This window comes from Antarcticirhabdus aurantiaca (genome assembly GCF_009765365.1).
Classification (GTDB): Bacteria; Pseudomonadota; Alphaproteobacteria; order Rhizobiales; family Rhizobiaceae; genus Antarcticirhabdus; species Antarcticirhabdus aurantiaca.
On sequence record NZ_VTOM01000017.1, the window covers coordinates 33,653 to 56,528 of the forward strand.

The 22,876-nt window shown below is 70.0% G+C and carries 19 protein-coding genes; 18 read left to right on the top strand and 1 reads right to left on the bottom strand.

All coding sequences use genetic code 11. The features are described from left to right. Nucleotides 1-90: 90 nt before the first annotated feature. The 18 genes from aroC to FZN60_RS19150 all read left to right on the top strand — a co-directional run bounded on the left by aroC (nt 91) and on the right by FZN60_RS19150 (nt 21,597). Nucleotides 91-1,182 carry a chorismate synthase gene (gene aroC, locus FZN60_RS19065; RefSeq protein ID WP_158875096.1) on the top strand — a complete coding sequence of 364 codons (1,092 nt, stop codon included), beginning with the start codon at nt 91-93 and terminating at the stop codon, nt 1,180-1,182. A gap of 85 nt (nt 1,183-1,267) precedes the next feature. After that, entirely contained in the window at nt 1,268-2,200 is a 933-nt protein-coding gene (locus FZN60_RS19070) for a histone deacetylase family protein (RefSeq protein WP_158875097.1), read from the top strand. 19 nt (nt 2,201-2,219) lie between these two features. Further along, complete coding sequence (locus FZN60_RS19075) at nt 2,220-2,492, top strand: exodeoxyribonuclease VII small subunit (protein WP_158875098.1); 273 nt, start codon at nt 2,220-2,222, stop codon at nt 2,490-2,492. 134 nt (nt 2,493-2,626) lie between these two features. Beyond that, nucleotides 2,627-4,543, top strand: a complete 1,917-nt coding sequence (dxs, locus tag FZN60_RS19080) for a 1-deoxy-D-xylulose-5-phosphate synthase (RefSeq protein ID WP_158875099.1) — start codon at nt 2,627-2,629, stop codon at nt 4,541-4,543. Between the two features lie 8 nt (nt 4,544-4,551). Continuing rightward, a complete protein-coding gene (locus tag FZN60_RS19085) occupies nt 4,552-5,328 on the top strand; it encodes a TlyA family RNA methyltransferase (protein WP_246726973.1) in 777 nt (258 codons plus the stop codon). After that, nucleotides 5,325-6,584, top strand: coding sequence for a class I SAM-dependent RNA methyltransferase (locus tag FZN60_RS19090; protein ID WP_158875100.1), 1,260 nt, complete (start codon nt 5,325-5,327; stop codon nt 6,582-6,584). Before FZN60_RS19085 ends, FZN60_RS19090 begins: the two co-directional genes overlap by 4 nt. Before the next feature lie 99 nt (nt 6,585-6,683). Next, the gene (locus FZN60_RS19095; protein ID WP_158875101.1) at nt 6,684-7,637 is read left to right on the top strand and encodes a sugar-binding transcriptional regulator; all 954 of its coding nucleotides are present in this window, start codon (nt 6,684-6,686) and stop codon (nt 7,635-7,637) included. Between the two features lie 137 nt (nt 7,638-7,774). Beyond that, on the top strand, nt 7,775-9,091 hold the full coding sequence (locus tag FZN60_RS19100) for an ABC transporter substrate-binding protein (RefSeq protein ID WP_158875102.1): 1,317 nt from the start codon (nt 7,775-7,777) through the stop codon (nt 9,089-9,091). 146 nt (nt 9,092-9,237) lie between these two features. Beyond that, on the top strand, nt 9,238-10,101 hold the full coding sequence (locus FZN60_RS19105; RefSeq protein ID WP_158875103.1) for a carbohydrate ABC transporter permease: 864 nt from the start codon (nt 9,238-9,240) through the stop codon (nt 10,099-10,101). A 5-nt stretch (nt 10,102-10,106) separates the two neighbouring features. After that, the gene (locus tag FZN60_RS19110; RefSeq protein WP_158875104.1) at nt 10,107-10,937 is read left to right on the top strand and encodes a carbohydrate ABC transporter permease; all 831 of its coding nucleotides are present in this window, start codon (nt 10,107-10,109) and stop codon (nt 10,935-10,937) included. Between the two features lie 28 nt (nt 10,938-10,965). Continuing rightward, the gene (locus FZN60_RS19115; protein WP_158875105.1) at nt 10,966-11,967 is read left to right on the top strand and encodes an ABC transporter ATP-binding protein; all 1,002 of its coding nucleotides are present in this window, start codon (nt 10,966-10,968) and stop codon (nt 11,965-11,967) included. A gap of 95 nt (nt 11,968-12,062) precedes the next feature. Next, nucleotides 12,063-13,697: an FGGY-family carbohydrate kinase gene (locus FZN60_RS19120; RefSeq protein WP_158875106.1), complete on the top strand. Its 1,635-nt coding sequence runs from the start codon at nt 12,063-12,065 to the stop codon at nt 13,695-13,697. A 135-nt stretch (nt 13,698-13,832) separates the two neighbouring features. Continuing rightward, nucleotides 13,833-14,750, top strand: a complete 918-nt coding sequence (locus FZN60_RS19125; RefSeq protein WP_158875107.1) for a DMT family transporter — start codon at nt 13,833-13,835, stop codon at nt 14,748-14,750. Then, a complete protein-coding gene (locus FZN60_RS19130) occupies nt 14,747-16,054 on the top strand; it encodes a PQQ-dependent sugar dehydrogenase (RefSeq protein ID WP_158875108.1) in 1,308 nt (435 codons plus the stop codon). The genes FZN60_RS19125 and FZN60_RS19130 overlap by 4 nt, the downstream gene beginning before the upstream one ends. A 98-nt stretch (nt 16,055-16,152) precedes the next feature. Beyond that, on the top strand, nt 16,153-17,718 hold the full coding sequence (locus FZN60_RS19135) for an ABC transporter substrate-binding protein (protein ID WP_158875109.1): 1,566 nt from the start codon (nt 16,153-16,155) through the stop codon (nt 17,716-17,718). Nucleotides 17,719-17,768: 50 nt separating this feature from the next. After that, nucleotides 17,769-18,713 (top strand): ABC transporter permease, encoded by a 945-nt coding sequence (locus tag FZN60_RS19140; RefSeq protein WP_158875110.1) that lies wholly within the window; start codon nt 17,769-17,771, stop codon nt 18,711-18,713. Continuing rightward, on the top strand, nt 18,710-20,656 hold the full coding sequence (locus FZN60_RS19145; RefSeq protein ID WP_158875111.1) for a dipeptide/oligopeptide/nickel ABC transporter permease/ATP-binding protein: 1,947 nt from the start codon (nt 18,710-18,712) through the stop codon (nt 20,654-20,656). Before FZN60_RS19140 ends, FZN60_RS19145 begins: the two co-directional genes overlap by 4 nt. Next, the gene (locus FZN60_RS19150; RefSeq protein WP_158875112.1) at nt 20,653-21,597 is read left to right on the top strand and encodes an oligopeptide/dipeptide ABC transporter ATP-binding protein; all 945 of its coding nucleotides are present in this window, start codon (nt 20,653-20,655) and stop codon (nt 21,595-21,597) included. The genes FZN60_RS19145 and FZN60_RS19150 overlap by 4 nt, the downstream gene beginning before the upstream one ends. Before the next feature lie 4 nt (nt 21,598-21,601). Here the strand turns inward: FZN60_RS19150 and FZN60_RS19155 are convergent, their stop codons facing one another. Then, a complete protein-coding gene (locus tag FZN60_RS19155; RefSeq protein WP_158875113.1) occupies nt 21,602-22,837 on the bottom strand; it encodes a Gfo/Idh/MocA family protein in 1,236 nt (411 codons plus the stop codon). Between the last annotated feature and the right edge of the window lie 39 nt (nt 22,838-22,876).

Sequence of the window (22,876 nt, forward strand, 5' to 3'; positions counted from 1 at the left end):
CAACGACCTTTCTATCTATTTGACGCTCATGGTGAAGCTGCCGTAAACGCGGCGGCCTCGCTTCTCGATTTTCACGCCGGTGGTCGCCCCATGTCACACAACAGCTTCGGCCATCTGTTTCGGGTCACCACCTGGGGGGAAAGCCATGGGCCGGCGATCGGTTGCGTGGTGGACGGCCTGCCGCCCGGCCTTTCCTTCACGCAGGGCGACATCCAGGACCTCCTCGACAAGCGCCGTCCGGGCCAGTCGCGCTTCACGACGCAGCGCCGCGAGCCGGACGAGGTGAAGGTGCTCTCCGGCGTGGTGGAAGGACCGAACCTCGGCGAGCTGATCTCGACGGGAACGCCGATCGCGCTGGAGATCCAGAACGTCGACCAGCGCTCCAAGGACTACGCCAACATCGCGCAGTCCTACCGGCCGGGCCACGCCGACATCGCCTACGACATGAAGTACGGCCTGCGCGACCATCGCGGCGGCGGGCGCTCCTCCGCGCGCGAAACGGCCTGCCGCGTGGCGGCGGGGGCGCTGGCGCGGCTCGTCGTGCCGGGCGTCACCATCCGCGGCGCGCTCGTCCAGATCGGCGCCGACCGCATCGACCGGGCGAACTGGGACTGGGACGAAGTTTCGAACAATCCGTTCTTCTGCCCGGACCGAGAGGCCGCGGCGCGCTGGGAAGGTCTCCTCGACGGCGTGCGCAAGAGCGGGTCCTCGGTCGGTGCGGTGATCGAGATCGTCGCGGAGAACGTGCCCGCTGGCCTCGGCGCGCCCCTCTACGGCAAGCTCGACGCCGACATCGCGGCGAACCTGATGTCGATCAACGCGGTCAAGGGCGTCGAGATCGGCGAGGGCTTCGCCGCGGCCGAGCTGTCGGGCGAGGACAATGCCGACGAGATCCGCAACGGGCCGGACGGCAAGCCCGTCTTCCTGTCGAACCATGCCGGCGGCATTCTCGGCGGCATCTCGACGGGCCAGCCGATCGTCGCGCGCTTCGCGGTCAAGCCGACCTCCTCGATCCTCACTCCCCGCCGCTCGATCGACGCGAACGGCCAGGAGGTCGATGTGATGACCAAGGGGCGGCACGACCCCTGCGTCGGCATCCGAGCGGTGCCGATCGGCGAGGCGATGATCGCCTGCGCGCTCGCCGACCACGCCTTGCGCCACCGCGGCCAGACCGGCCGCTGACGCGAATTGCCGGGAACCGCCCCGGCACTATCTCCGACGCTTCCGGGCAAGGCCGGGTCATCGACGCGCGAGGACGCTCTTCCCCGTGAACAACACCCGGCTCTTCTTCCATCCGATCTTTGCCGAGCACCTGACCGGCCCCGGCCACCCCGAGCGGCCGGACCGCATTCGGGCCGTCGAGGCGGCGCTGGAGGACGAGGCCTTCCAGAACCTCGACCGGGCCGAGTGCCCCGAAGCGCCGCTCGAGGCGATCTATCGCTGCCATCCGGAAGACTTCGTCCGCAAGCTCGCCAAGGCGGTGCCGGTGGAAGGCTTGGCGCGCATCGACGGCGACACGCTGATGAGCCCGAAGAGCTTCGCCGCGGCCCTCCACGGCGTCGGCGGCGCGGTGCAGGCGGTGGACGACGTGGTCTCCGGCAGCGCGCGCAACGCCTTCGTCGCCGCCCGCCCGCCCGGCCACCACGCCGAGCGCGGCACGGCCATGGGCTTCTGCCTGTTCAACCAGGCGGCGATCGCGGCCCGGCACGCGCAAGTCCGGCACGGGCTGGAGCGGGTCGCCATCGTCGATTGGGACGTCCATCACGGCAACGGCACGCAGGACATCTTCTTCGACGACGCGACTGTCCTCTACGCCTCCACCCACCAGATGCCGCTCTATCCCGGTACGGGCGCCGCGAGCGAGCGCGGCACGCACGACACCATGGTCAACGCGCCCCTGTCGGCCGGCGACGGCAGCGACACCTTCCGCGAGGCCTTCGAGGTGCGGATCCTGCCCGCCCTTCACGCCTTTCAGCCGGACCTCGTGATCGTCTCGGCCGGCTTCGACGCCCATCACCGGGACCCGCTCGGGAGCCTTCGCCTGACCGAGGCCGACTTCGACTGGGCGACGGGCAAGCTCCTCGACGTCGCCGAGCGCCATGCGGGCGGGCGGCTTGTGAGCCTTCTCGAAGGAGGCTACGACCTTCAGGGCCTCGGCTCCTCCGTCGCCGCTCACGTCAAGCGGCTGATGACCGGCTGAACCTCGAAAGCGTTGTCCCATGTCCGATCTCAACGAGCCCGTCCTTCCGCCGGACGATTCCGACGTCAAGCGCATGAGCTTCGAGGAGGCGCTCGCCGAGCTGGAGCGAATCGTCTCGCAGCTGGAGCGCGGCGACGTGCCGCTCGACCGCTCGATCCGCATCTACGAGCGCGGCGAGAAGCTGAAGAGCCATTGCGACCGGCTGCTCACGGCCGCCGAGGACAAGGTCGAGAAGATCAAGCTGAACCGCGCCGGCAAGCCGACCGGCACCGAGCCGCTCGACTCCGCCTGACGGCGCCCGATCGCGGGCCGCGACGGCGCAGTCGCCGACGCGGCAACGTCGCACGCCTTGATCGAGCGGATTTCGAACCGATCTAACAACGAATTGTCTGTTTCCAGCCCCCGCACCTCGGAGGTTTCCTTCTCTTGTCCCAACCGTCGAAAACGCCGCTGCTCGACCAGATCTCGTCGCCGGCCGACCTGCGCCGTTTTCCCCCGAAGGACCTTCGCCAGATCGCCGACGAGCTGCGCACCGATCTCGTCGACGCGGTGTCGACGACGGGCGGGCACCTCGGCGCGGGGCTCGGCGTCGTCGAGCTGACGGTGGCGCTGCACTACGTCTTCGATACGCCCGAGGACCGGCTGATCTGGGATGTCGGCCATCAGGCTTATCCGCACAAGATCCTGACCGGGCGCCGCGCGGCGATGCGCACCGTTCGCCAAGAGAACGGGCTGTCCGGCTTCGCCAAGCGCACCGAAAGCGAATACGACCCCTTCGGCGCGGGCCATTCCTCGACCTCGATCTCGGCCGGCCTCGGCATGGCGGTGGCGCGCGACCTCGATCGCGGCACCCGCAACGTCGTCGCCGTGATCGGCGACGGGGCGATGTCGGCGGGCATGGCCTACGAGGCGATGAACAATGCCGGCGCGCTCGATGCCCGGCTCGTCGTCATCCTCAACGACAACGACATGTCGATCGCCCCGCCGACCGGCGCGATGAGCGCCTATCTGGCGCGTCTCGTCTCCGGCAAGGCCTACCGCTCGCTTCGCGACCGGGCGAAGACCGTGTCGAAGCTCCTGCCCGAGTTCATGCGCGAGGGCGCGCGGAAGACCGAGGAGTTCACCCGCGGCTTCTTCACCGGGGGGACCATGTTCGAGGAGCTCGGCTTCTACTATGTCGGGCCGATCGACGGGCACGACCTCGACCACCTCCTGCCGGTTCTCAAGAACGTCCGCGACGCCAAGCAGGGCCCGATCCTCGTCCACGTCGTGACCAAGAAGGGCAAGGGCTACGCGCCGGCCGAAAACTCGGCCGACAAGTATCACGGCGTCTCGACCTTCGACGTCATCACGGGCGCGCAGGCGAAGGCCAAGAACACGGCGCCGAGCTACACCAGCGTCTTTGCCAAATCCCTCGTCCGCGAGGCGGAGAGCGACGACAAAATCGTCGCGATCAACGCCGCCATGCCCAACGGCACCGGGCTCGACCTCTTCGGCGAGGCCTTTCCCAAGCGCACCTTCGACGTCGGCATCGCCGAGCAGCATGCCGTGACCTTCGCCGCGGGTCTCGCCGCCGAGGGCTACAAGCCCTTCGTCGCGATCTACTCGACCTTCCTGCAGCGCGCCTACGACCAGATCGTCCACGACGTCGCGATCCAGCACCTGCCCGTGCGCTTCGCCATCGACCGCGCCGGCTTCGTCGGCGCCGACGGCGCGACCCATGCGGGGTCCTTCGACACCTCCTTCCTCGTGCCGCTGCCGGGCATGGTCGTGATGGCGCCGAGCGACGAGGCGGAGCTGCGGCACATGGTGGCCACCGCCGTCGCCTATGACGAGGGGCCGATCTCCTTCCGCTACCCCCGCGGCAACGGCGTCGGCGTCGAGCTGCCCGACCGCGGCACGGTGCTCGACATCGGCAAGGGGCGGATCGTCAAGCAGGGCACGAAGGTCGCGATCCTCTCCTTCGGCACGCGCCTCGCCGACAGCCTCGCCGCGGCCGAGGAGCTCGACACCTTCGGCCTGTCGACCACCGTCGCCGACGCGCGCTTCGCCAAGCCCCTCGATGCCGACCTCGTGTCGCGCCTCGCCCGCGAGCACGAGGTGCTGCTCCTCGTCGAGGAGGGGGCGAGCGGCGGCTTCGCGCATCATGTGCTCGGCCACCTCGCCGCGAACGGCCTTCTCGACGAAGGCTTGAAGGTGCGCCCCGTGCTGATGCCCGATCGCTTCGCGGAGCACGCGGCCCCGGACGTGATGATCGCGAAGGCCGGCCTCGACAAGGCCGGTATCGTGGAGGCGGCCATGAAGGCGCTCGGCGCCTCCGCCCGCCAAGCCTTGAAAGCCTGATCGCCGATATGCCCCAGACCATGCCGCACCGCCCGCCGCGCGTGGATCGCGTCCGCCTCGACGCGCTGATGATCGAGCGGGGCCTCGCCGAAAGCCGCTCGCGCGCCGCAGACGCCGTGAAGCGCGGCCACGTCGTCGTGGAGGGCGAGACGGCCTCCAAGGCCTCGATGATGGTCCTGCCGGACGCGGCAATCGAGGTTTCCGACCCCGCCAGCCCTTACGTCTCGCGCGCCGCGCTGAAGCTCCTCGCCGGCCTCGACGCCTTCGCCATCGACCCGGCGGGCAGGCTCTGCCTCGACGTCGGGGCGTCCACCGGCGGCTTCACGCAGGTGCTTCTCGAGCGCGGCGCGACCCACGTCGTCGCGGTCGACGTCGGACAGGGGCAGATGCACGACACGATCCGGGCGGACGGTCGCGTCACCGAGATCGACGGGCTGAACGCCCGCGACATGACGCTCGAGGACATCGGCGGCGAGGCTCCAAGCCTCGTCGTCGCCGACGTGTCCTTCATCTCGCTGACCCTTGCCCTGCCGCCGGCGCTCGACATGGCGCTTCCCGGCGCCGAGGCCGTCCTCCTCGTCAAGCCGCAGTTCGAGGCGGGGCGCGAGGCCGTCGGCAAAGGCGGCATGCTGCGCGATCCCGACAGCGCGCCGGCGGTCGCCGAGCGGCTGCGCGATTGGCTCGACGGCCTGCCCGGCTGGCGTGCGCTCGGGCTCGTCCCCTCCCCCATCCGCGGCGGCGACGGCAATGTCGAATACGTGCTGGGCGGCAGGAAGGACCGATGAGCGTCGCGATTTCCAGGGATGCGCGGGCGCTGCTGATCGAGCGGCTCGCCGCCAAGGGCGACGGCGTGGGTCACGGGGCCGACGGGAGCCTGCGCTTCGTGCCCTTCACGCTGCCGGGCGAGCGGGTGACGGCGGGCGGCGACGGCCCGCGCCTCCATCTCCTGTCCGTGGACGTGCCTTCGCCGCACCGCGTCGCGCCGCCCTGCCCGCATTTCGGCGTTTGCGGCGGATGCGATCTCCAGCACGCCGACGCCGAGACCTACCGCGCCTTCAAGCGCGACCTCGTCGCATCCGCGCTCGCCCGCGAGGGCGTCGAGGCCGAGGTGGCGCCGCTGATCCCCTGTGCCCCCGCGACGCGCCGGCGCGCCGTCTTCGCCGCGCAGAAGCGGCCGGACGGGCGCCCGACCTTCGGCTTCTTCGAGGCCGAAACCCACCGCGTCGTCGACATCGAGACCTGCAAGGTCGTAACCCCCGCCATCGAGCGGCGCATCCCGGCGCTTCGGCGCATCGCCGCCACGGCGATCGGGCGCAAGGCGCCGCTCAAGATCACGGTGATCGACACGCAGGTCGGGCTGGACGTATCGCTGGCCGACGCGGCCAAGCTCACCGAGGACGCCCGGCGCCGCGTCGTTTCCATGGCGCTCGCCGAGGATTTTGCCCGCATCACCGTCGACGGCGAGGTCCTGGCCGAGTCGCGGCCACCGAGCGTCAGCTTCGGCGCGGTCGCGGTGCGCCCGCCGCCCGGCGCCTTTCTCCAGGCCGTGCGCTCGGCCGAGGAAGCGATGGCCGATCTCGTCGCGGCGCACCTTGCCGGCGCCAAGCGCGTCGCCGACCTGTTCTGCGGCGCCGGCACCTTCGCGCTGCGGCTCGCCGCGAACTCGGCCGTCCACGGCGTCGAGAACGACGCGCCGGCGCTCGCCGCGCTGGAGGCGGCGGTTCGCGGCGCGCGCGGCGCGCGGCTGAAGCCCGTCACGGTGGAGCGGCGCGACCTGTTCCGCCGGCCGATGCAGCCCAAGGACCTGAAGCCCTTCGACGGGCTCGTCTTCGACCCGCCGCGCGCGGGCGCCGAAGCGCAGGCGCGCGAGCTGGCGGCGTCGAGCGTCAAGCGCGTCGCGGCCGTGTCCTGCAACCCGGCGACGCTCGCCCGCGACCTCGCGATCCTGACGGCCGGCGGCTACCGCGTCCTGTCCGTCACGCCGGTCGACCAGTTCCTCTGGTCGCATCACGTCGAGGCCGTCGCGCTCCTGGAGCGCTGAGGCGCGTCGCGAGAGCCTTGCGCGCTTTTGCCGCCTGCCTCTAAACCAGCTGTCGCGAAGGGCCTCAGCGCCCCGGCTTGACGGCTGGACGACATTTCCATGGCACGAACCCGCGACGACGAAGCTTCCCGCCTCGACGAGGCCGCGCGCGCCGGCTGGCTCTACTACGTCGCCGGCAAGACACAGGACGAGATCGCCCAGGCGCTCGGGCTGTCGCGCCAGAGCGTCCAGCGCCTCGTATCGCTCTCCACCTCGGCCGGCCTCGTGCGGGTGCGCATCGACCATCCGATCGCCGCCTGCCTCGACCTCGCCGCCCGGCTGAAGGACCGATTCGGCCTGCGCTTCGCCGAGGTGACGCCGAGCGACCCGGCCTCGGCCTCGACGACGCTCGGCATCGCCGACGCCTGCGCGGCCGACCTCGAGCGGCGCTTGTCGCAGCCGGACCCGATCATCCTCGCCATCGGCACCGGGCGCACCCTCAAGGCGGCCGTCGAGCACCTGCCGCCCATGCAGTGCCGCCAGCACCGCATCGTCTCGCTCACCGGCAATGTCGGGCTCGACGGTGCGGCCTCGATCTACAACGTCGTCTTCTCCATGGCCGACCGGGTCGGCGCCCCGCACTATCCGATGCCGCTGCCCGTTGTCGCGACTTCGCCGGAGGAGCGGGCCTTCCTTCACGAGCAGAAGATGATTCGCGCGACCCTGTCGCTTGCCGCGAGCGCCGACGTCGCCTTCGTCGGCATCGGCCAGCTCGGTACCGGCGCGCCGCTCGTCTCGGACGGATTCATCTCCGAGGCCGAGCTCGAGGCCGTCCGGCGGGCGGGTGCCGTCGGCGAGATCTGCGGCTGGCTCTTCGACGCGGCGGGGCGCATCGTCGACTGCGCCTTCAACCGCCGCGTCGCCGGCGCGCCGCTGCCGGACATCGCCACCTGCGAGGTGGTCGCCGTCGCCATGGGACCGGCGAAGCAGGCGGGCCTGCACGCCGCCCTCGGCACGCTCGTCAACGGCGTCATCACCGACGAGGCGACCGCGATCGCGCTGCTCGCCGATTAAGCAGCGTGCTGGATTGAAGGGCTCGGCGAAGCCGAATTGCTGCGCTGCCGCACGGCTTTTTCGTTGACACTCCGATCAAGTCGTCCGAACAATTGCCCCGGCTTTGGTCATTTGCTCATCGACCTTCGGGAGGCCTCATGTATCTCAACCGCCTAATCGCGGGCGCGGCGTCGCTGCTCGCCCTGACCGTATCGGCCGGCGCCCAGACGACTCTGACGATCGGAACGGTCAACAACAGCGACATGATCCGCATGCAGGGTCTGACGGACGAGTTCACCAAGGCTCATCCGGACATCACCGTGAACTGGGTGACGCTGGAAGAGAACGTTCTTCGCCAGCGCGTCACCACCGACATCGCCACGAATGGCGGCCAGTTCGACATCATGACCATCGGCACCTACGAGGTCCCGATCTGGTCGAAGCAGGGCTGGCTGGCGCCGCTCGACAATCTCGGGCAGGCCTACGACGTCGACGACATTCTGCCGCCGATCCGCAACGCCCTGTCGACGGACGGCCAGCTCTTCGCCGCCCCCTTCTACGCCGAGAGCGTGATGACGCTCTACCGCACCGACCTTCTGGAGAAGGCCGGGCTGACCATGCCCGAGAAGCCGACCTGGACCTTCATCTCGGAAGCCGCGGAGAAGATGACCGACAAGGATGCCGGCGTGTACGGCATCTGCCTGCGCGGCAAGCCGGGCTGGGGCGAGAACATGGCCTTCCTCGGCAACATGGCGCGCGAGTTCGGAGCGAACTACTTCGACGCGTCCTGGCAGCCGCAGTTCGAGAGCGACGGCTGGAAGCAGGCCGTCACCCTCTACGTCGACCTGATGACGAAGTACGGTCCTCCGGGCGCCGCCTCCAACGGCTTCAACGAGAACCTGTCGCTGTTCGGCCAGGGCAAGTGCGGCATGTGGATGGATGCCACCGTCGCGGCCTCCTTCGTCACCGACCCCAAGCAGAGCCAGGTGCCGGACAAGGTCGGCTTCGCGCCCGCCCCTTGCGGCATCGACAACTGCCCGAACGAGGGGGCGAACTGGCTCTGGGCCTGGTCGCTCGCCATCCCGCAGTCCTCGCAGAAGAAGGAAGCCGCGCAGACCTTCATCGCCTGGGCGACCTCGAAGGACTACCTGGACCTCGTGGCCTCCAAGGAAGGCTGGGCGAACGTGCCTCCGGGCACCCGCACCTCGCTCTACGAGAACCCGGAATACACGAAGGCCGCGCCCTTCGCCGAGGCGACGCTCGCGGCGATCAACAAGGCCGACCCCTCGGCCGGCGAGAACAAGCCCTATGTCGGCCTGCAGTTCGCCGCGATCCCCGAGTTCCAGGGTCTCGGCACCGCCGTCGGCCAGGTGATGGCGGCCGCTCTCTCCGGTCAGCAGAGCGTCGATCAGGCGCTGGCCGCCGCGCAGGCCCAGGCGACGCGCGAGATGACCCGCGCGGGCTACATCAAGTAAGACCGGCCTCGGCCGCCCGGCGCCGCCTCCGATAGGACGGCGGCGCCACCGCCTTCCCCCTTTCCCGCAGGCGGGCGAGGGGGAAGCGCCTTTTAGGCTCCGCTCCGGCGGCTCCCGCCCCTCCCCTCCCTTCCCGGATGCGTTTCATGGCGACACTCCATACGAAGTCGGCGGCGCGCGCGATGATGGCTCCGGCGGTCATCGCGCTCTTCGTGTGGATGATCGTGCCGCTGGCGCTGACGCTCTGGTTCTCGACGCTGCGCTACAGCTTCTACGGGATCGACACGCCCTTCGTGGGCTTCGAGAACTACACCTACTTCCTCACCGATCCACGCTTCCTCAGCGCCTTCCAGAACACGCTGATCCTGGTTCTCGGCGTCCTGTTCGTCACGGTCGTCGGCGGCACGCTGATCGCGCTTCTCCTCGATCAGGCCTTCTTTGGCCAGTCGGCCGTGCGCCTCCTCGTTCTCGCGCCCTTCTTCGTCATGCCGACGGTCGCCGCGCTGGTGTGGAAGAACATGATGATGAACCCGGTCTACGGGGTCATCAGCCAGGTGCTCGCCGCCCTCGGCCTGCCACCCGTCGACTGGCTGAACAATTATCCGCTCCTGTCCATCATCATCATCGTCGCCTGGCAGTGGCTGCCCTTCGCGACGCTGATCCTCCTCACCTCGCTGCAATCGCTGTCCGAGGACCAGAAGGAAGCGGCCGAGATGGACGGAGCCGGGCCGCTGTCGATCTTCTTCTACATCACGCTGCCGCACATGAAGCGCGCGATCACCGTCGTGATCCTGATCCAGACCATCTTCATCCTGTCGATCTACGCCGAGATCTTCGTCACCACCGGCGGCGGCACGTCCTCCTCCAACCTCACCTTCTTCATCGCGACGCTGATCCAGCTCGACGGCGACGTCGGCACGGCCTCGGCGGGCGGCATCGTCGCCGTCATCCTCGCCAACATCGTCTCGATCTTCCTCGTGCGCCTCGTCGGCAAGAACCTGGAGGCCTGACACGCATGGCCCGCGGCATCTCTCCCACCCGCAAGATCGGCATGACGGTGCTCGCCTGGGCCGTCGGCTTCCTGATCTTCTTCCCGATCCTCTGGACGGTGCTGACCTCGTTCAAGACCGAGCTCGACGCCATCGCCATCCCGCCGAAGTTCCTCGTCTTCGACTGGACCACCGAGAACTACGCGGCGATCCAGGAACAGCGGAACTACTTCTCCTTCCTGATGAACTCGATCTACCTGTCGCTCGGATCGACCGCGCTCGGGCTCCTGATCGCCATCCCCGCCGCCTGGGCCATGGCCTTCTCGCCGACCAAGCGCACGAAGGACGTCCTTCTCTGGATGCTGTCGACGAAGATGATGCCGGCGGTCGGCGCGCTCGTGCCGATCACCATCCTGTTCCGCAACTTCGGCCTTCTCGACTCGCGCATCGGCCTCATCGTCATCCTGTGCCTGATCAACCTGCCGATCATCGTCTGGATGCTCTACACCTACTTCAAGGAGATCCCCGGCGAGATCCTGGAGGCCGCGCGCATGGACGGCGCCTCGCTGGTCAAGGAGATCACGCAGGTTCTCACGCCCATGGCGCTGCCGGGCATCGCCTCGACCATCCTCCTCAACGTCATCCTCGCCTGGAACGAGGCCTTCTGGACGCTCCTGCTGACGACCACGAACGCGGCGCCCCTGTCGGCCTTCATCGCCTCCTTCTCCTCCCCGCAGGGCAACTTCTACGCCAAGCTCTCCGCCGCCTCGACGCTCGCCATCGCGCCGATCCTCATCATCGGCTGGTTCTCGCAGAAGCAGCTCGTGCGCGGCCTCACCTTCGGCGCGGTGAAATGACGACGCACGCCAGACAAGGATCGCCCCGATGAGCGCCATCACTCTCCGCAACGTGTCGAAGCGCTTCGGCGACGTCGTGATCATCCCCGGCCTCGACCTCGACATCCGCGACGGCGAGTTCGTGGTCTTCGTCGGCCCGTCCGGCTGCGGCAAGTCCACGCTTTTGCGCCTCATCGCGGGCCTGGAGGACGTCTCCGGCGGTGCGATCTCGATCGACGGGCGCGACGTCACCGAAACGCCGCCCGCGCGCCGGGGTCTCGCCATGGTGTTCCAGTCCTACGCGCTCTATCCTCACATGAGCGTCGGCGCCAACATCGCATTTCCCCTGAAGATGGCGGGCATGGACAAGGCGCAGATCGAGAAGAAGGTGCAAGGCGCGGCCGCGACGCTGAACCTCACCGACTACCTGCACAGGAAACCGCGCGAGCTCTCCGGCGGCCAGCGCCAGCGCGTGGCGATCGGGCGCGCCATCGTGCGCGAGCCCAACGGCTTCCTGTTCGACGAGCCGCTCTCCAACCTCGACGCGGCGCTGCGCGTCAACATGCGCCTGGAGATCTCCGAGCTGCATCAGCAGCTGAAGACGACGATGATCTACGTCACCCACGACCAGGTCGAGGCCATGACCATGGCCGACAAGATCGTGGTCCTGAACCGCGGCCGCGTCGAGCAGGTCGGCTCGCCGCTCGAGCTCTACGAGCACCCCGACAACCTCTTCGTCGCCGGCTTCATCGGCTCGCCGAAGATGAACCTCGTCACCGGCCCCTTTGCCGAGCGCAACGGCGCGCGGACGGTCGGCATCCGCCCCGAGCACCTCCTGATCGACCGCTCCGGCGGGGAGCTGACCGGCACGGCCGGCGTGTCCGAGCACCTCGGCTCCGACACCTTCATCCACATCCGGCTCGACGACGGGCAAAGCCTCACCGCCCGCGCGCCCGGCGAGTTCCGGCTGAACCACGGCGAGCGCGTCGGGCTCACTCCGGAGGCCGGCCGGCTCCACCGCTTCGACGAGAAGGGCGCCGCCATCCGCTGACATCACGGCCCGCCCGCGTCGCGGGAACCCCGCCCCATTTCCAGACCCTCGCAAATCTTCTAGGTCCTTGAAGCGAGGACCTTGGAGGGGCGGGGATGGACAGTCTTTTTCTGGGGGTCGACGTCGGCACCGGCAGTGCCCGCGCCGGCCTCTTCGACGCGCGCGGGGCGCTTCTCGGCGCGGCGCGGCGTCCCATCCGGCTCTGGCACGAGGACGGCTCGATCGTCGAGCAGTCCTCCGCCGACATCTGGGCTGCGGTCTGCGACAGCGTGCGCGAGGCGCTCCGGCTGGCCGGCGTGGCGGGCCGGGACGTGAAGGGCGTCGGCTTCGACGCCACCTGCTCGCTCGTCGTCCTCGACGCGCAAGGCCGCTCGCTTCCCGTCGGACCGTCCGAGGATCCGCAGCGCGACGTCGTGGTCTGGATGGATCACCGCGCCATCGACCAGGCCCGCCGCATCAACGCCACCGGCCATCCGGTCCTGCGCTACGTGGGGGGCGCGGTCTCGCCCGAGATGGAGACCCCGAAGCTCCTGTGGCTGAAGGAGAACCGGCCGGCGGTCTTCGCGAAGGCAGGCCACTTCTTCGACCTCGCCGACTACCTGTCCTGGCGCGCCACCGGCAGCCTCCAGCGCTCGGTCTGCACGCTCACCTGCAAGTGGACCTATCTCGCCCATGCCGGCGGGTGGGACGCCGGGTTCCTGCGCGAGATCAGCCTCGGCGAGCTCGCCGCCGACGGTTTCGCCCGCATCGGCGCGGACGTGGTCGATATCGGCACGCCGCTCGGCCGCGGCCTGACGCGCGAAGCCGCGCAGGCGCTCGGCCTCGAGCCGGGCACGCCCATCGGCGCCTCGCTGATCGACGCCCATGCCGGCGCGGTCGGAACGCTCGGAAGCCGGCGGCTGGCCGGGGAGCCGTCCGATCCAGCGAACGAGCTGGCGCTGATCCTCGGCACCTCGTCCTGCGCCATGGCTGTGACGCGCGAGCCGGCCTTCGTGGACGGCGTCTGGGGGCCCTACTTCCGCGCGCTCCTGCCGGGAACCTGGATGCTGGAGGGCGGCCAGTCCGCCTATGGCGCGGCGCTCGATCACCTCGTGTCGCTGCACCCGGCGGCGACCGCCGCGCGCGAGGAAGCCGAGCGGCGCGGCCTGTCGCTCCTCGACCATCTGGAAGCCCGCGCGGTGGCGATGGCCGGCTCGGCGGACGAGGCGGCACGGCTCGCGCGCGACATCCACATCGTGCCCGAATTCCTCGGCAACCGCTCGCCCGAGGCCGATCCGGCGGCACGGGCGGCGCTCGCCGGCCTGACGCTGGAGGCGGGGGGCGACCATCTCGTCCGCCTCTTCGTCGCTGGGCTCTGCGGCCTGTCCTACGGCACGCGCCAGATCGTCGAGGCGATGCGGGAGAAGGGCGTCGGGCTCGGCGCCATCGTCGCCTCGGGCGGTGCCTCGCGTTCGCCCCTCCTGCGCCGCATCTTGTCCGACGCGACGGGCCTTGCGGTCGCGCTTCCGCAAACGCGCGAGCCGGTGCTTCTGGGCAGCGCCATGGTCGGATCGGTCGCGGCCGGCGCTTATCCGGATCTGTCGGCCGCGGCCGACGCCATGTGCCGGATCGGCGAGGAAACGCGGCCGAGCGCGGCGATGACCGCGTTTCACGGCGCCAAGTTCGAGGCCTTCGAGGCGCTGCAGCGCGCCGAGCGGGAGACCCGGAGGATCATGGCGCGCCTGGGCTGAAAGCTGAGCCGAGGTCGTTGAGATCGTTTGACATTCCGGGCGGAGAGGAGAAAGGAAGAGGTGCGGGCGCAGCGCGCCGCCTCTCGTTCCCTCCGCCCTCCCCCGACGCCTGACATCAAGCGGCCGACATTTCCCGTGGATTCACGACAGAACCTCGCGCCCGGCATCGTCCTGACGCTCCTCGCCGGCGTGCTCTTCGCCGGCATGGACGCGCTGGGCAAGCATCTCACCGGGCTCGTTCCCGTGCTCCAGGTCGTCTGGGGGCGCTACTTCTTCCAGACCCTCTTCGTCAGCGGCTATCTCGCCACGACCTCCGGCACATCCTTCCTGAAGCCACGGCGACCCGTCCTCCAGGTGCTGCGGGGCTTCGCGATCCTGGCCGCGACCATCTGCATGTACGAGGCGCTGGCCTTTGTGCCGCTGGCGGACGCGACGGCCGTCCTGTTCTTCACCCCGATCCTCGTCACGCTCTTTTCCGTCGCCTTTCTCAGCGAGCGGATCGGCATTCACCGCATCGCCGCCGTCCTGGCGGGTTTCGGAGGCATGCTCCTGATCCTGAGACCCGGCTTCTCGGACATCCATCCCGCGCTGTTCCTGGTGCTGATCGCCGCGATCTTCAACGCGACCTACCTCCTCCTGACGCGGCGGCTCTCCGGAACGGAGGACGCAGCCGCCACGCAGTTCAACACGACGGCGGTGGGCGCGGTGGTGATGACGCTGGTGGTGCTGCCGAGCTGGGAGACGCCGTCCGCGACGGGCTTCGCGCTGCTGGCGGCGGCAGGCGGGGCCGGCTCGCTCGGGCACTTCATCCTGGTCAAGGCTTTCGCCAGCGCGCCCGCCTCGCTGCTGTCGCCGTTTCTCTACAGCCAGGTCATCGCCGCCGGTCTCCTCAGCGTCCTTCTGTTCGGCGACGCCTTGCGGGAAACGACACTGATCGGTACCGCCATCCTGATCCTGAGCGGCCTCTATATCTGGAAGCGCGAGAACCGCCGCATCCTTGCAGCTCGCGCGGCCTCGGCGCCGCACCTTGAAACAACGGAGGAAACGCGATGAGCTTCACTGGCATCGTCGGAGAGGTCGTGGCGCTGGTCGGCGCCGCCGCGGTGAGGCTGCGCCACGGGCGCCAGGGCGAGCTTGCCCAGGCCGTCGGCGCCCAGCCCAGCATCCCGCCCGCCAAGCCGCAAGGCGCGATCCCGACGCTGAAGATGCCGACCGCCCGCGGATGGCACGCCGGCGAGGCGCCGGTGGCTGCCCCCGGCCTCAAGGTCAACGCCTTCGCCCGCGGCCTGGAGCACCCCCGCTGGATCCACGTCCTGCCGAACGGCGACGTCCTGGTGGCCGAAGCGCTGAGCGTTCCCGGCGGCATCAAGAACGCCTTCGACCTCGCGATGAGCGCGACCATGAAGCGCGCCGCCGCCGCGGGCGTTTCCGCCAACCGCGTGACGCTCCTGCGCGACGGGGACGGCGACGGCACGGCCGAGACGCGCTACGCGCTCGTCGAAAACCTCAATCAGCCCTTCGGCATGGCTCTCGTCGGCGACGAGCTCTTCGTCGGCAACACCGACGGCGTCGTCGCCTTCCCCTTCGCCGTCGGCCAGACGAAGATCTCGGCGCAGCCGCGCCGCGTCTCGACCTACAAGCCGGGCGGCCACTGGACGCGCTCACTCCTCCTCTCGCCGGACGGCACCAAGCTCTATGTCGGCGTCGGCTCGCTGACCAACATCGGCGACAGCGGCATGGAAGCGGAGGAAGGCCGCGCGCTGATCGACGAGATCGATCTCGCGACCGGCACGAACCGCACCTTCGCCAGCGGCCTGCGCAACCCGGTCGGCCTCGCCTTCGAGCCGACCACCGGCGCATTGTGGACCGTCGTCAATGAGCGCGACGGCCTCGGCGACGAGACGCCGCCGGACTATCTCACCTCCGTCCAGGAGGGCGGCTTCTACGGCTGGCCCTTCTGCTACTGGGGGCAGACGGTGGACGACCGCGTGCCGCAGGATCCCGCCCTCGTCGCCCGCGCCATCCGGCCGGACTACGCGCTCGGCGGCCACACGGCCTCGCTCGGCCTCTGCTGGATGCCGGGCGGCACGCTGCCGGGCTTCTCCGAGGACGGCATGGTGATCGGCCAGCACGGCTCCTGGAACCGCTCGAAGCTGTCGGGCTACCGCGTGATCTTCGTACCCTTCGCCAGCGGCAAGCCGAGCGGCGCGCCGCCGCGCGATATCCTGTCGGGCTTCCTCGGCGAGGACGAGAAGTTCTCCTACGGCCGCCCGGTCGGCGTGACGCTCGGCCCCGACGGCTCGCTGCTCGTCGCCGACGACGTCGGCAACGTGGTGTGGCGCGTGACGGGCGCCTGAAACGGAGCAACCCTAAGAGGCCAATACTGTCCCTTTACTCGCAGGACGTTCCGACCAGTTAACGGACGGAGGGTCCTGCGGGCGACAAGGGGTGAGACATGCGGCGTCGAACGGTTCTTCAGGGCTTCGCGGCCGCTGCGGCGATTACGGCACTGCCGCGGCTCGGCTTCGCGCAGATCCCGCCGGGCGTTCTCGCCGTTGGCCAGATCGCCGAGCCGCAGTCGCTCGACCCGCATGTCGCGACCGCCACCAACGACTTCCGCATCGCCGTCAATCTCTATGACGGCCTCGTGCGCTTCCGCTCCGGCACGCTGGAGGTCGAGCCGGCGCTCGCGACGGAGTGGACGATCGCGCCGGACGGCCTCCTCTACCGCTTCACCTTGCGCGACGGCGTGACCTTCCACGACGGCTCGCCCTTCGATGCCGCATCCGTCGTGTTCAACTTCGACCGGATGCTGAAGGACGACCACCCCTTCCACGACACCGGCCCCTTTCCCCTCTCCTTTTTCTTCTCGACCGTGGAGAGCGTGACGGCGGTCGACCCGCGCACCGTCGAGTTCCGTCTGAAGGAGCCTTTCGCGCCTTTCCTGTCGAACCTCGCCTATCCCACGGGGCTCATCGTCTCACCGGCCGGGGTCGAGGCCAAGGCCAAGGACTTCGGCCGCGCGCCGTCCGGCACCGGCCCCTTCCGCTTCGGCGAATGGCAGGCGAACCAGCGCGTGGTGATCGCTCGCAACGAGGGCTATTGGGACGGCGCGCCGGCGCTGGAAGCGGTGATCTTCCGGCCGGTCGCGGACGCCAACACCCGCACCGCCGAGATGCTGTCGGGCGGCCTCGACCTCATGGTGGAGGTGCCGGCCGACAGCATCGCGCTCTTCCGCGACGATCCGAGCTTCGTCCTCCAGGAGGCGCCGGGGCCGCACGTCTGGTTCCTGATCCTCAACACGCGCGAAGGGCCTTTCGCCGACAAGCGCGTGCGCCAGGCGGTGAACTACGCGGTGAACAAGGCGGCGATCGTCGACAGCCTCCTCCAGGGCACGGCGAGCGTCGCGGATGGACCGATCCCCCGCGCCTTCGGCTTCGCCAATGACGGCTCGACCGAGCCCTATCCTCACGATCCCGAGCGCGCCAAGGCGCTCCTGGCCGAGGCCGGCGTCACGCAGGCCACGCTGCGCTTCCTCGTGCCTCAGGGCGGCTCGGGCATGCTGGAGCCCGTCGCCATGGCCACCGCCATCCAGGCCGACCTCGCAGCGGTCGGGCTGACGGCGGCGATCGAGACCTTCGAGTGGAACACCTATCTCTCGACCGTCAATCCGGGCCTCGCCGGCAAGGGCGACATGGCCGCCATGGCCTGGATGACCAACGATCCCGACACCCTGCCCTTCCTGACGCTGCGCGCCGACGCGCTGCCGGAGAACGGCGGCTTCAACTCCGGCTACTACACCAACCCGGACGTCGACGCGCTTCTGGACAAAGCCCGCCGCAGCACCGACCAGGCCGAGCGCGGCCGGCTCTACGAGGAGGTCCAGCGCCTCGTCCACGACGACGCGCCCTGGCTCTTCGTCGCCAACTGGAAGCAGACCACCGCCTCGACCGCCGCGGTGCAGGGCTTCAAGCCGGAGCCTTCCTTCCTCCTGCCGCTCAAGGGCGTCTCCAAGGCCTGACGCCGCTCGCCGCCCGCTCCGCCATCCCGAAGGGAGACCTGACGCCCGGCATGACCGCCTTCGTCGCCAAGCGGCTGCTCGCCGCAATACCCGTGCTCTTCGGCCTGTCCGTGATCGTCTTCCTGATGATCGCGCTGATCCCCGGCGACGCGGCGACGGCCATCCTCGGCTCCTTCGCGACTCCCGAGAACGTCGCCCGGCTGAACGCCGACCTCGGCCTCGACCGCTCGCTCCCCGAGCAGTACGGCCTTTGGATCTCCGGGGTCCTCAAGGGCGATCTCGGCCAGTCCTTCACGCTCAACCGGCCGGTGCTGGACGAGGTCGGCCAGCGCTTCGGCGCGACGCTGATCCTGGCGGGCGCAGCCCTCGTCCTGTCGTCCGTGATCGGGCTCCTCGCCGGCATCGTGTCGGCGGCGCGCCAGTTCGGCTGGGCCGACCGGGCGATCACGCTCGCCGTTCTCGTCGGCATCTCAGTTCCCTCCTTCTGGCTCGGCCTGATCCTCATCCTCGCCTTCGCCGTCGCCTGGCCGGTCTTTCCGCCGAGCGGGATGGTCGCGATCTACGGCGGCGGCGGGCCGCTCGACGTCGCGCACCACCTCGTGCTGCCGGCCGTGACGCTGGCGGTGGTGGCGAGCGGCGTCATCGCGCGGCTCACGCGCACCGCCATGCTGGAGGTGCTGCGCCAGGACTTCGTGCGCACCGCCCGCGCCAAGGGCCTCAGCGAACGCCGGGTCCTCTTCGGCCACGCCTTCCGCGCCGCGCTCGTCTCGGTGATCCCGGTGATCGGCATCCAGGCCGGCTTCGTGCTCGGCGGCGCCGTCTACGTCGAGACGGTGTTCCAGTGGCCGGGCATCGGCGCCATGCTGGTCGAGGCGATCGCCAAGCGCGACGTGCTGCTCGTGCAAGGGGGCGTCCTCGTGGTGGCGGCCTCCTACGTCCTCTTCAACCTCGCCGCCGACCTCGCCCAGGCGCTTCTCGATCCGAGGCTCGCATGAGCGCCGTCGTCGACGCGCCTCCGGTCGCGCCCGCCGTGGACAGCCGTGCCGCCCGGCGCCCCTCCTCGCTGGCGCTCCTCCTCCACAACAGGCCGGCCGCGCTCGGGCTCGTTCTCCTGATCCTGGTCGCCCTCGTCGCGCTTCTCGCGCCGGTCCTGCCGCTGCCCGACCCGAACGCCACCGCACCGGCGGACCGGCTGAAGCCCTTGTTCTCGCCCGGCCACCTCCTCGGCACCGATCCGCTCGGCCGCGACGTCCTTTCCCGCCTCATCTGGGGCACGCGCGTCTCGCTGAGCGTCGGCATCGCCGCCTCGCTCATCGCGGCCGTGGTCGGCTCGGCGATCGGCCTTGCCGCCGGCTATTGCGGGCGCTTCGTCGATTCGGCGCTGATGCGCGGCGTCGACACGCTGATGGCCTTTCCCTACATCCTCCTCGCGCTCGCCATCGTCGCGATCCTCGGCCCCGGCCTCGTCAACGCCCTCTACGCCATCGCGCTCGTCAACATCCCCTTCTTCGCCCGCAACATCCGCGGCGTGACGATGGGCCTCGCGCGCCGCGACTTCGTCGACGCGGCCCGGCTGTCGGGGAAGAGCGAGCTCAACATCGTCCTCACCGAGATCCTGCCCAATGTGCTTCCGGTGATCGTCGTGACGCTCTCGACGACCGTCGGCTGGATGATCCTGGAAACGGCGGGCCTGTCCTTCCTCGGCCTCGGCGCGCAGCCGCCGCAGGCCGACCTCGGCTCAATGCTCGGCGAAGGGCGGCGCCTTCTGTTCACCGCGCCGATGGTCTCGCTGGTGCCGGGCGCGATGATCTTCCTCATCGTCGTATCGATCAACCTCCTCGGCGACGGCATCCGCGACGTCCTCGACCCGCGCCTGCGCTCGGGCGCCCTGGCCCGCCCCTCGGCGCGCACGGCCGTCGATCCCGGCCGCGCGCGGCCGTCGAGGGCCCCGGCGCCCGGCGCCGTCCTCGACGTGGCGGGCCTCCGGGCGGAGTTCCGCACGGGGTCCGAGACCTTTCATGCCGTCGGCGGCGTGGATCTCGTCCTCGCGCCCGGCGAATGCCTCGGCCTCGTCGGCGAATCGGGCTCGGGCAAGTCGGTGACGGCGCTGAGCCTCGCCGGGCTCGTGCCCTCGCCGCCCGCTCACATCACCGGAGGCAGCGTAGGCTTTGGTGGTGAAGACCTCCTCGACGCGCCGTTGTCGAAGCTGCAGGCGCTGCGCGGCGACGCGATCGCTTACGTCTTCCAGGATCCGCTCTCGACGCTCCACCCCATGATGCGCGTCGGCGATCAGGTGATGGAGGCGGTGCGGGCGCATCGCAAGGTGTCGCGCGAGGCAGCCGAAGCGCGCTGCCGCGAGCTGTTCGAGACGGTGCGCATTCCCAACCCGGAGGCGCGCATGCGCGCTTTTCCGCACGAATTGTCGGGGGGCCTTCGCCAGCGCGTCGCCATCGCCATGGCGCTCGCCAACGATCCCGTGCTCCTCGTCGCGGACGAGCCGACGACGGCGCTCGACGTGACCGTCCAGGCGGAGGTGCTGCGCCTTCTCGACCGGCTGCGGCGCGAGCGCGGCATGGCCGTCCTCTTCATCACCCACGACTTCGGGGTGGTCTCGCAGCTCTGCGATCGCATCGCGGTGATGTATGCCGGCCGCATCGTCGAGACCGGCCCGGTGAAGGCGGTGCTCGACGCGCCGCGCCACCCCTATACGCGCAAGCTGATCGACTGCGTGCCGGTGGTCGGGCGACCGGAGCGCGAGCTCGCCGCGATCCCCGGCCGGGTGCCGGCGCTGAACCGCCTGCCGCCCGGCTGCGCCTTCGCCGAGCGCTGCGAGCGAGTGCGCGACGACTGCCGCCGGGGCGAGATCCCGCTCGCGTCCGTAGCCGCCGACCGCGCCGTCCGCTGCCTCCATCCGCTCGCACCGGGAGCAGCGGCATGAGCGCGGTTCTCCAGGCCCGGGCCCTTGCCAAGCGCTTCGGCGGCGGCCGCTCGCTGCCCTTCGCACCGCCCCGGCGCGCGATCCACGCTCTGCGCGGCGTCGATCTCGACCTCGTCGCCAGCGAAACGCTCGGCATCGTCGGCGAGTCGGGCTGCGGCAAGTCGACCCTCGCCCGCCTCCTCGCCGGTCTCGACAGCCCGAGCGAGGGCTCGGTCCGCGCGGCAGACGGAGGAGACGGGCGGGGCGGCGCCGTGCAGTACGTGTTCCAGGACCCGGCGGCTTCGCTCAACCCGCGCCTGACCGTCGGCCGGGCGATCGAGGCGCCGCTGCGCCACCGGCTCGGGCTTCCGGCGGGGGAGCGGCAGCGCCGCCTGCCCGAGCTGATGGACGCCGTGGGGCTCGGGCCGGACGCGCTGGAGCGCTATCCGCACGAGTTCTCCGGCGGGCAGGCGCAGCGCATCGCCATCGCCCGCGCGCTCGCCGCCGAGCCGCGAACGCTGGTGCTCGACGAGCCGGTCTCGGCGCTCGACGTGTCGATCCAGGCGCAAGTCCTGAAGCTGCTGCGCGGGCTTCAGGACGAGCGCGGCCTCGCCTACGTCTTCATCACCCACGACCTGTCGGTGGTGGAGGCGATCGCCGACCGGATCGCGGTGATGTATTTCGGCCGGGTGGTCGAGGAGTCGCCGGCGCGTGCCATCTTCGCCGCTCCGCGCCACCCCTATACCCGCCTTCTCCTGGACTCCGCGCCCGTGCCGGGCCGGCGCCTGGCGGGTTCCCGAGCCGATGCGGGCGAGCTGCCGGACCCGGCGAACCCGCCGCCCGGCTGCGCCTTCGCCTCGCGCTGTCCCCGCGTGCAGGCCGACTGCCGCGAGCGGCAGCCGGACCTTGATGCGGCCGGCGGCGGCGCCCACCGCGCCGCCTGCTTCCACCCGTTGGCCTGAGGTCTCAGGCCGGCTGGGGCTCGATGGCGACCGATCCGCCGGCGCGCGCGCTCTGGAGGGCGGCGAGCCCGGTGAGCACGGACATGGCGCCGGCGCGCGAGCCGGCGCGCTGCTTCAGGCGGTCGTTGGAGCCCGGCTTGAAGATCATGTCGCGCATGCGGTTGTCGCCGCCGTAATGACCGCCCGGCTCGTGCGGCACCCAGATCCGCTCGACGCCGCCGCCGAAGCTCTTGACGAGAAGGATCTCGTCGGCCGGCGGCTCGCTCCAGGGCTGGCGCTCGTATTGCCGCATCTCGATGCGGCCGCGCCGGCCGTTGAAGGCGATGTGGTGCCCCTCGATCGGCATGTAAGTGTTCAGGGAATAGGAGACCTGGACGCCGCTGGCATAGCGGATCGAGGCCGTCATCGTGTCGGGGATGTCGATGTCCTCGCGGAACACGCAGGCGTCGCGGAAGTAGCCGTCGACGGCGGACGGCTCCTCGTAGAGCGCGTCGAGGAACGGGTCGGCCGCAAGGTCCATGTAGTAGTCGCATTCGGACTTGTGCGGGCAGGTCTTGCAGCGGGGCCCGCGGAAGGGGCCGTTGCGGCCGTAATGAAGGAGCTGGCCGAAGCCCTTCACCTCGACGGGGTCGGATTCGAGATACCAGTTGAGGAGGTCGAAGTGGTGGGTCGCCTTGTGAACGAAGAGCGAGCCCGAATGCTTGGTGAAGGCGTGCCAGCGGCGGAAGTAGTCGGCGCCATGGGCGTTGTCCAAGTACCAGTGGAAGTCGACGGAGGTGACCTCACCGATCGCGCCGTCCTGGATCAGCTCCTTCATGCGCGCGGCGGTCGGCGCGAAGCGGTAGTTGAAGGACACGTCGACGCGGCGCCCGGTGCGCTTCTCCGCCTCGCGGATGCGCTCGATCTTCTCGAAGCTCGTCGTCATCGGCTTCTCGCTGATGACGTCGGCGCCCGCTTCCATCGCCTTGACGATGATGTCGTCGTGGGTGTCGTCGGGCGTGCAGACGATCACGAGGGCGGGCTTCAGCTCGGCCATCATCGCGTCGAAGTCGGCGTAGAGCGGGGCGTTCGAGCCGATCATCGCCCGCGCGCGCTCCGCCCGCATCAGGTTCAGGTCGCAGATGCCGACGAGCTCGACGTGGCTCGACCAGCCCGCGAGAAGCTCGCGCCCCCACATCGTCGTGCCGCGATTGCCCGTGCCGACGAGGACGTAGCGGGTGCGGGTCGTTTGCGATGCCATTTTCATTCCTCCCGGCCGCGCCTCTTCCCGCGCGGCCAC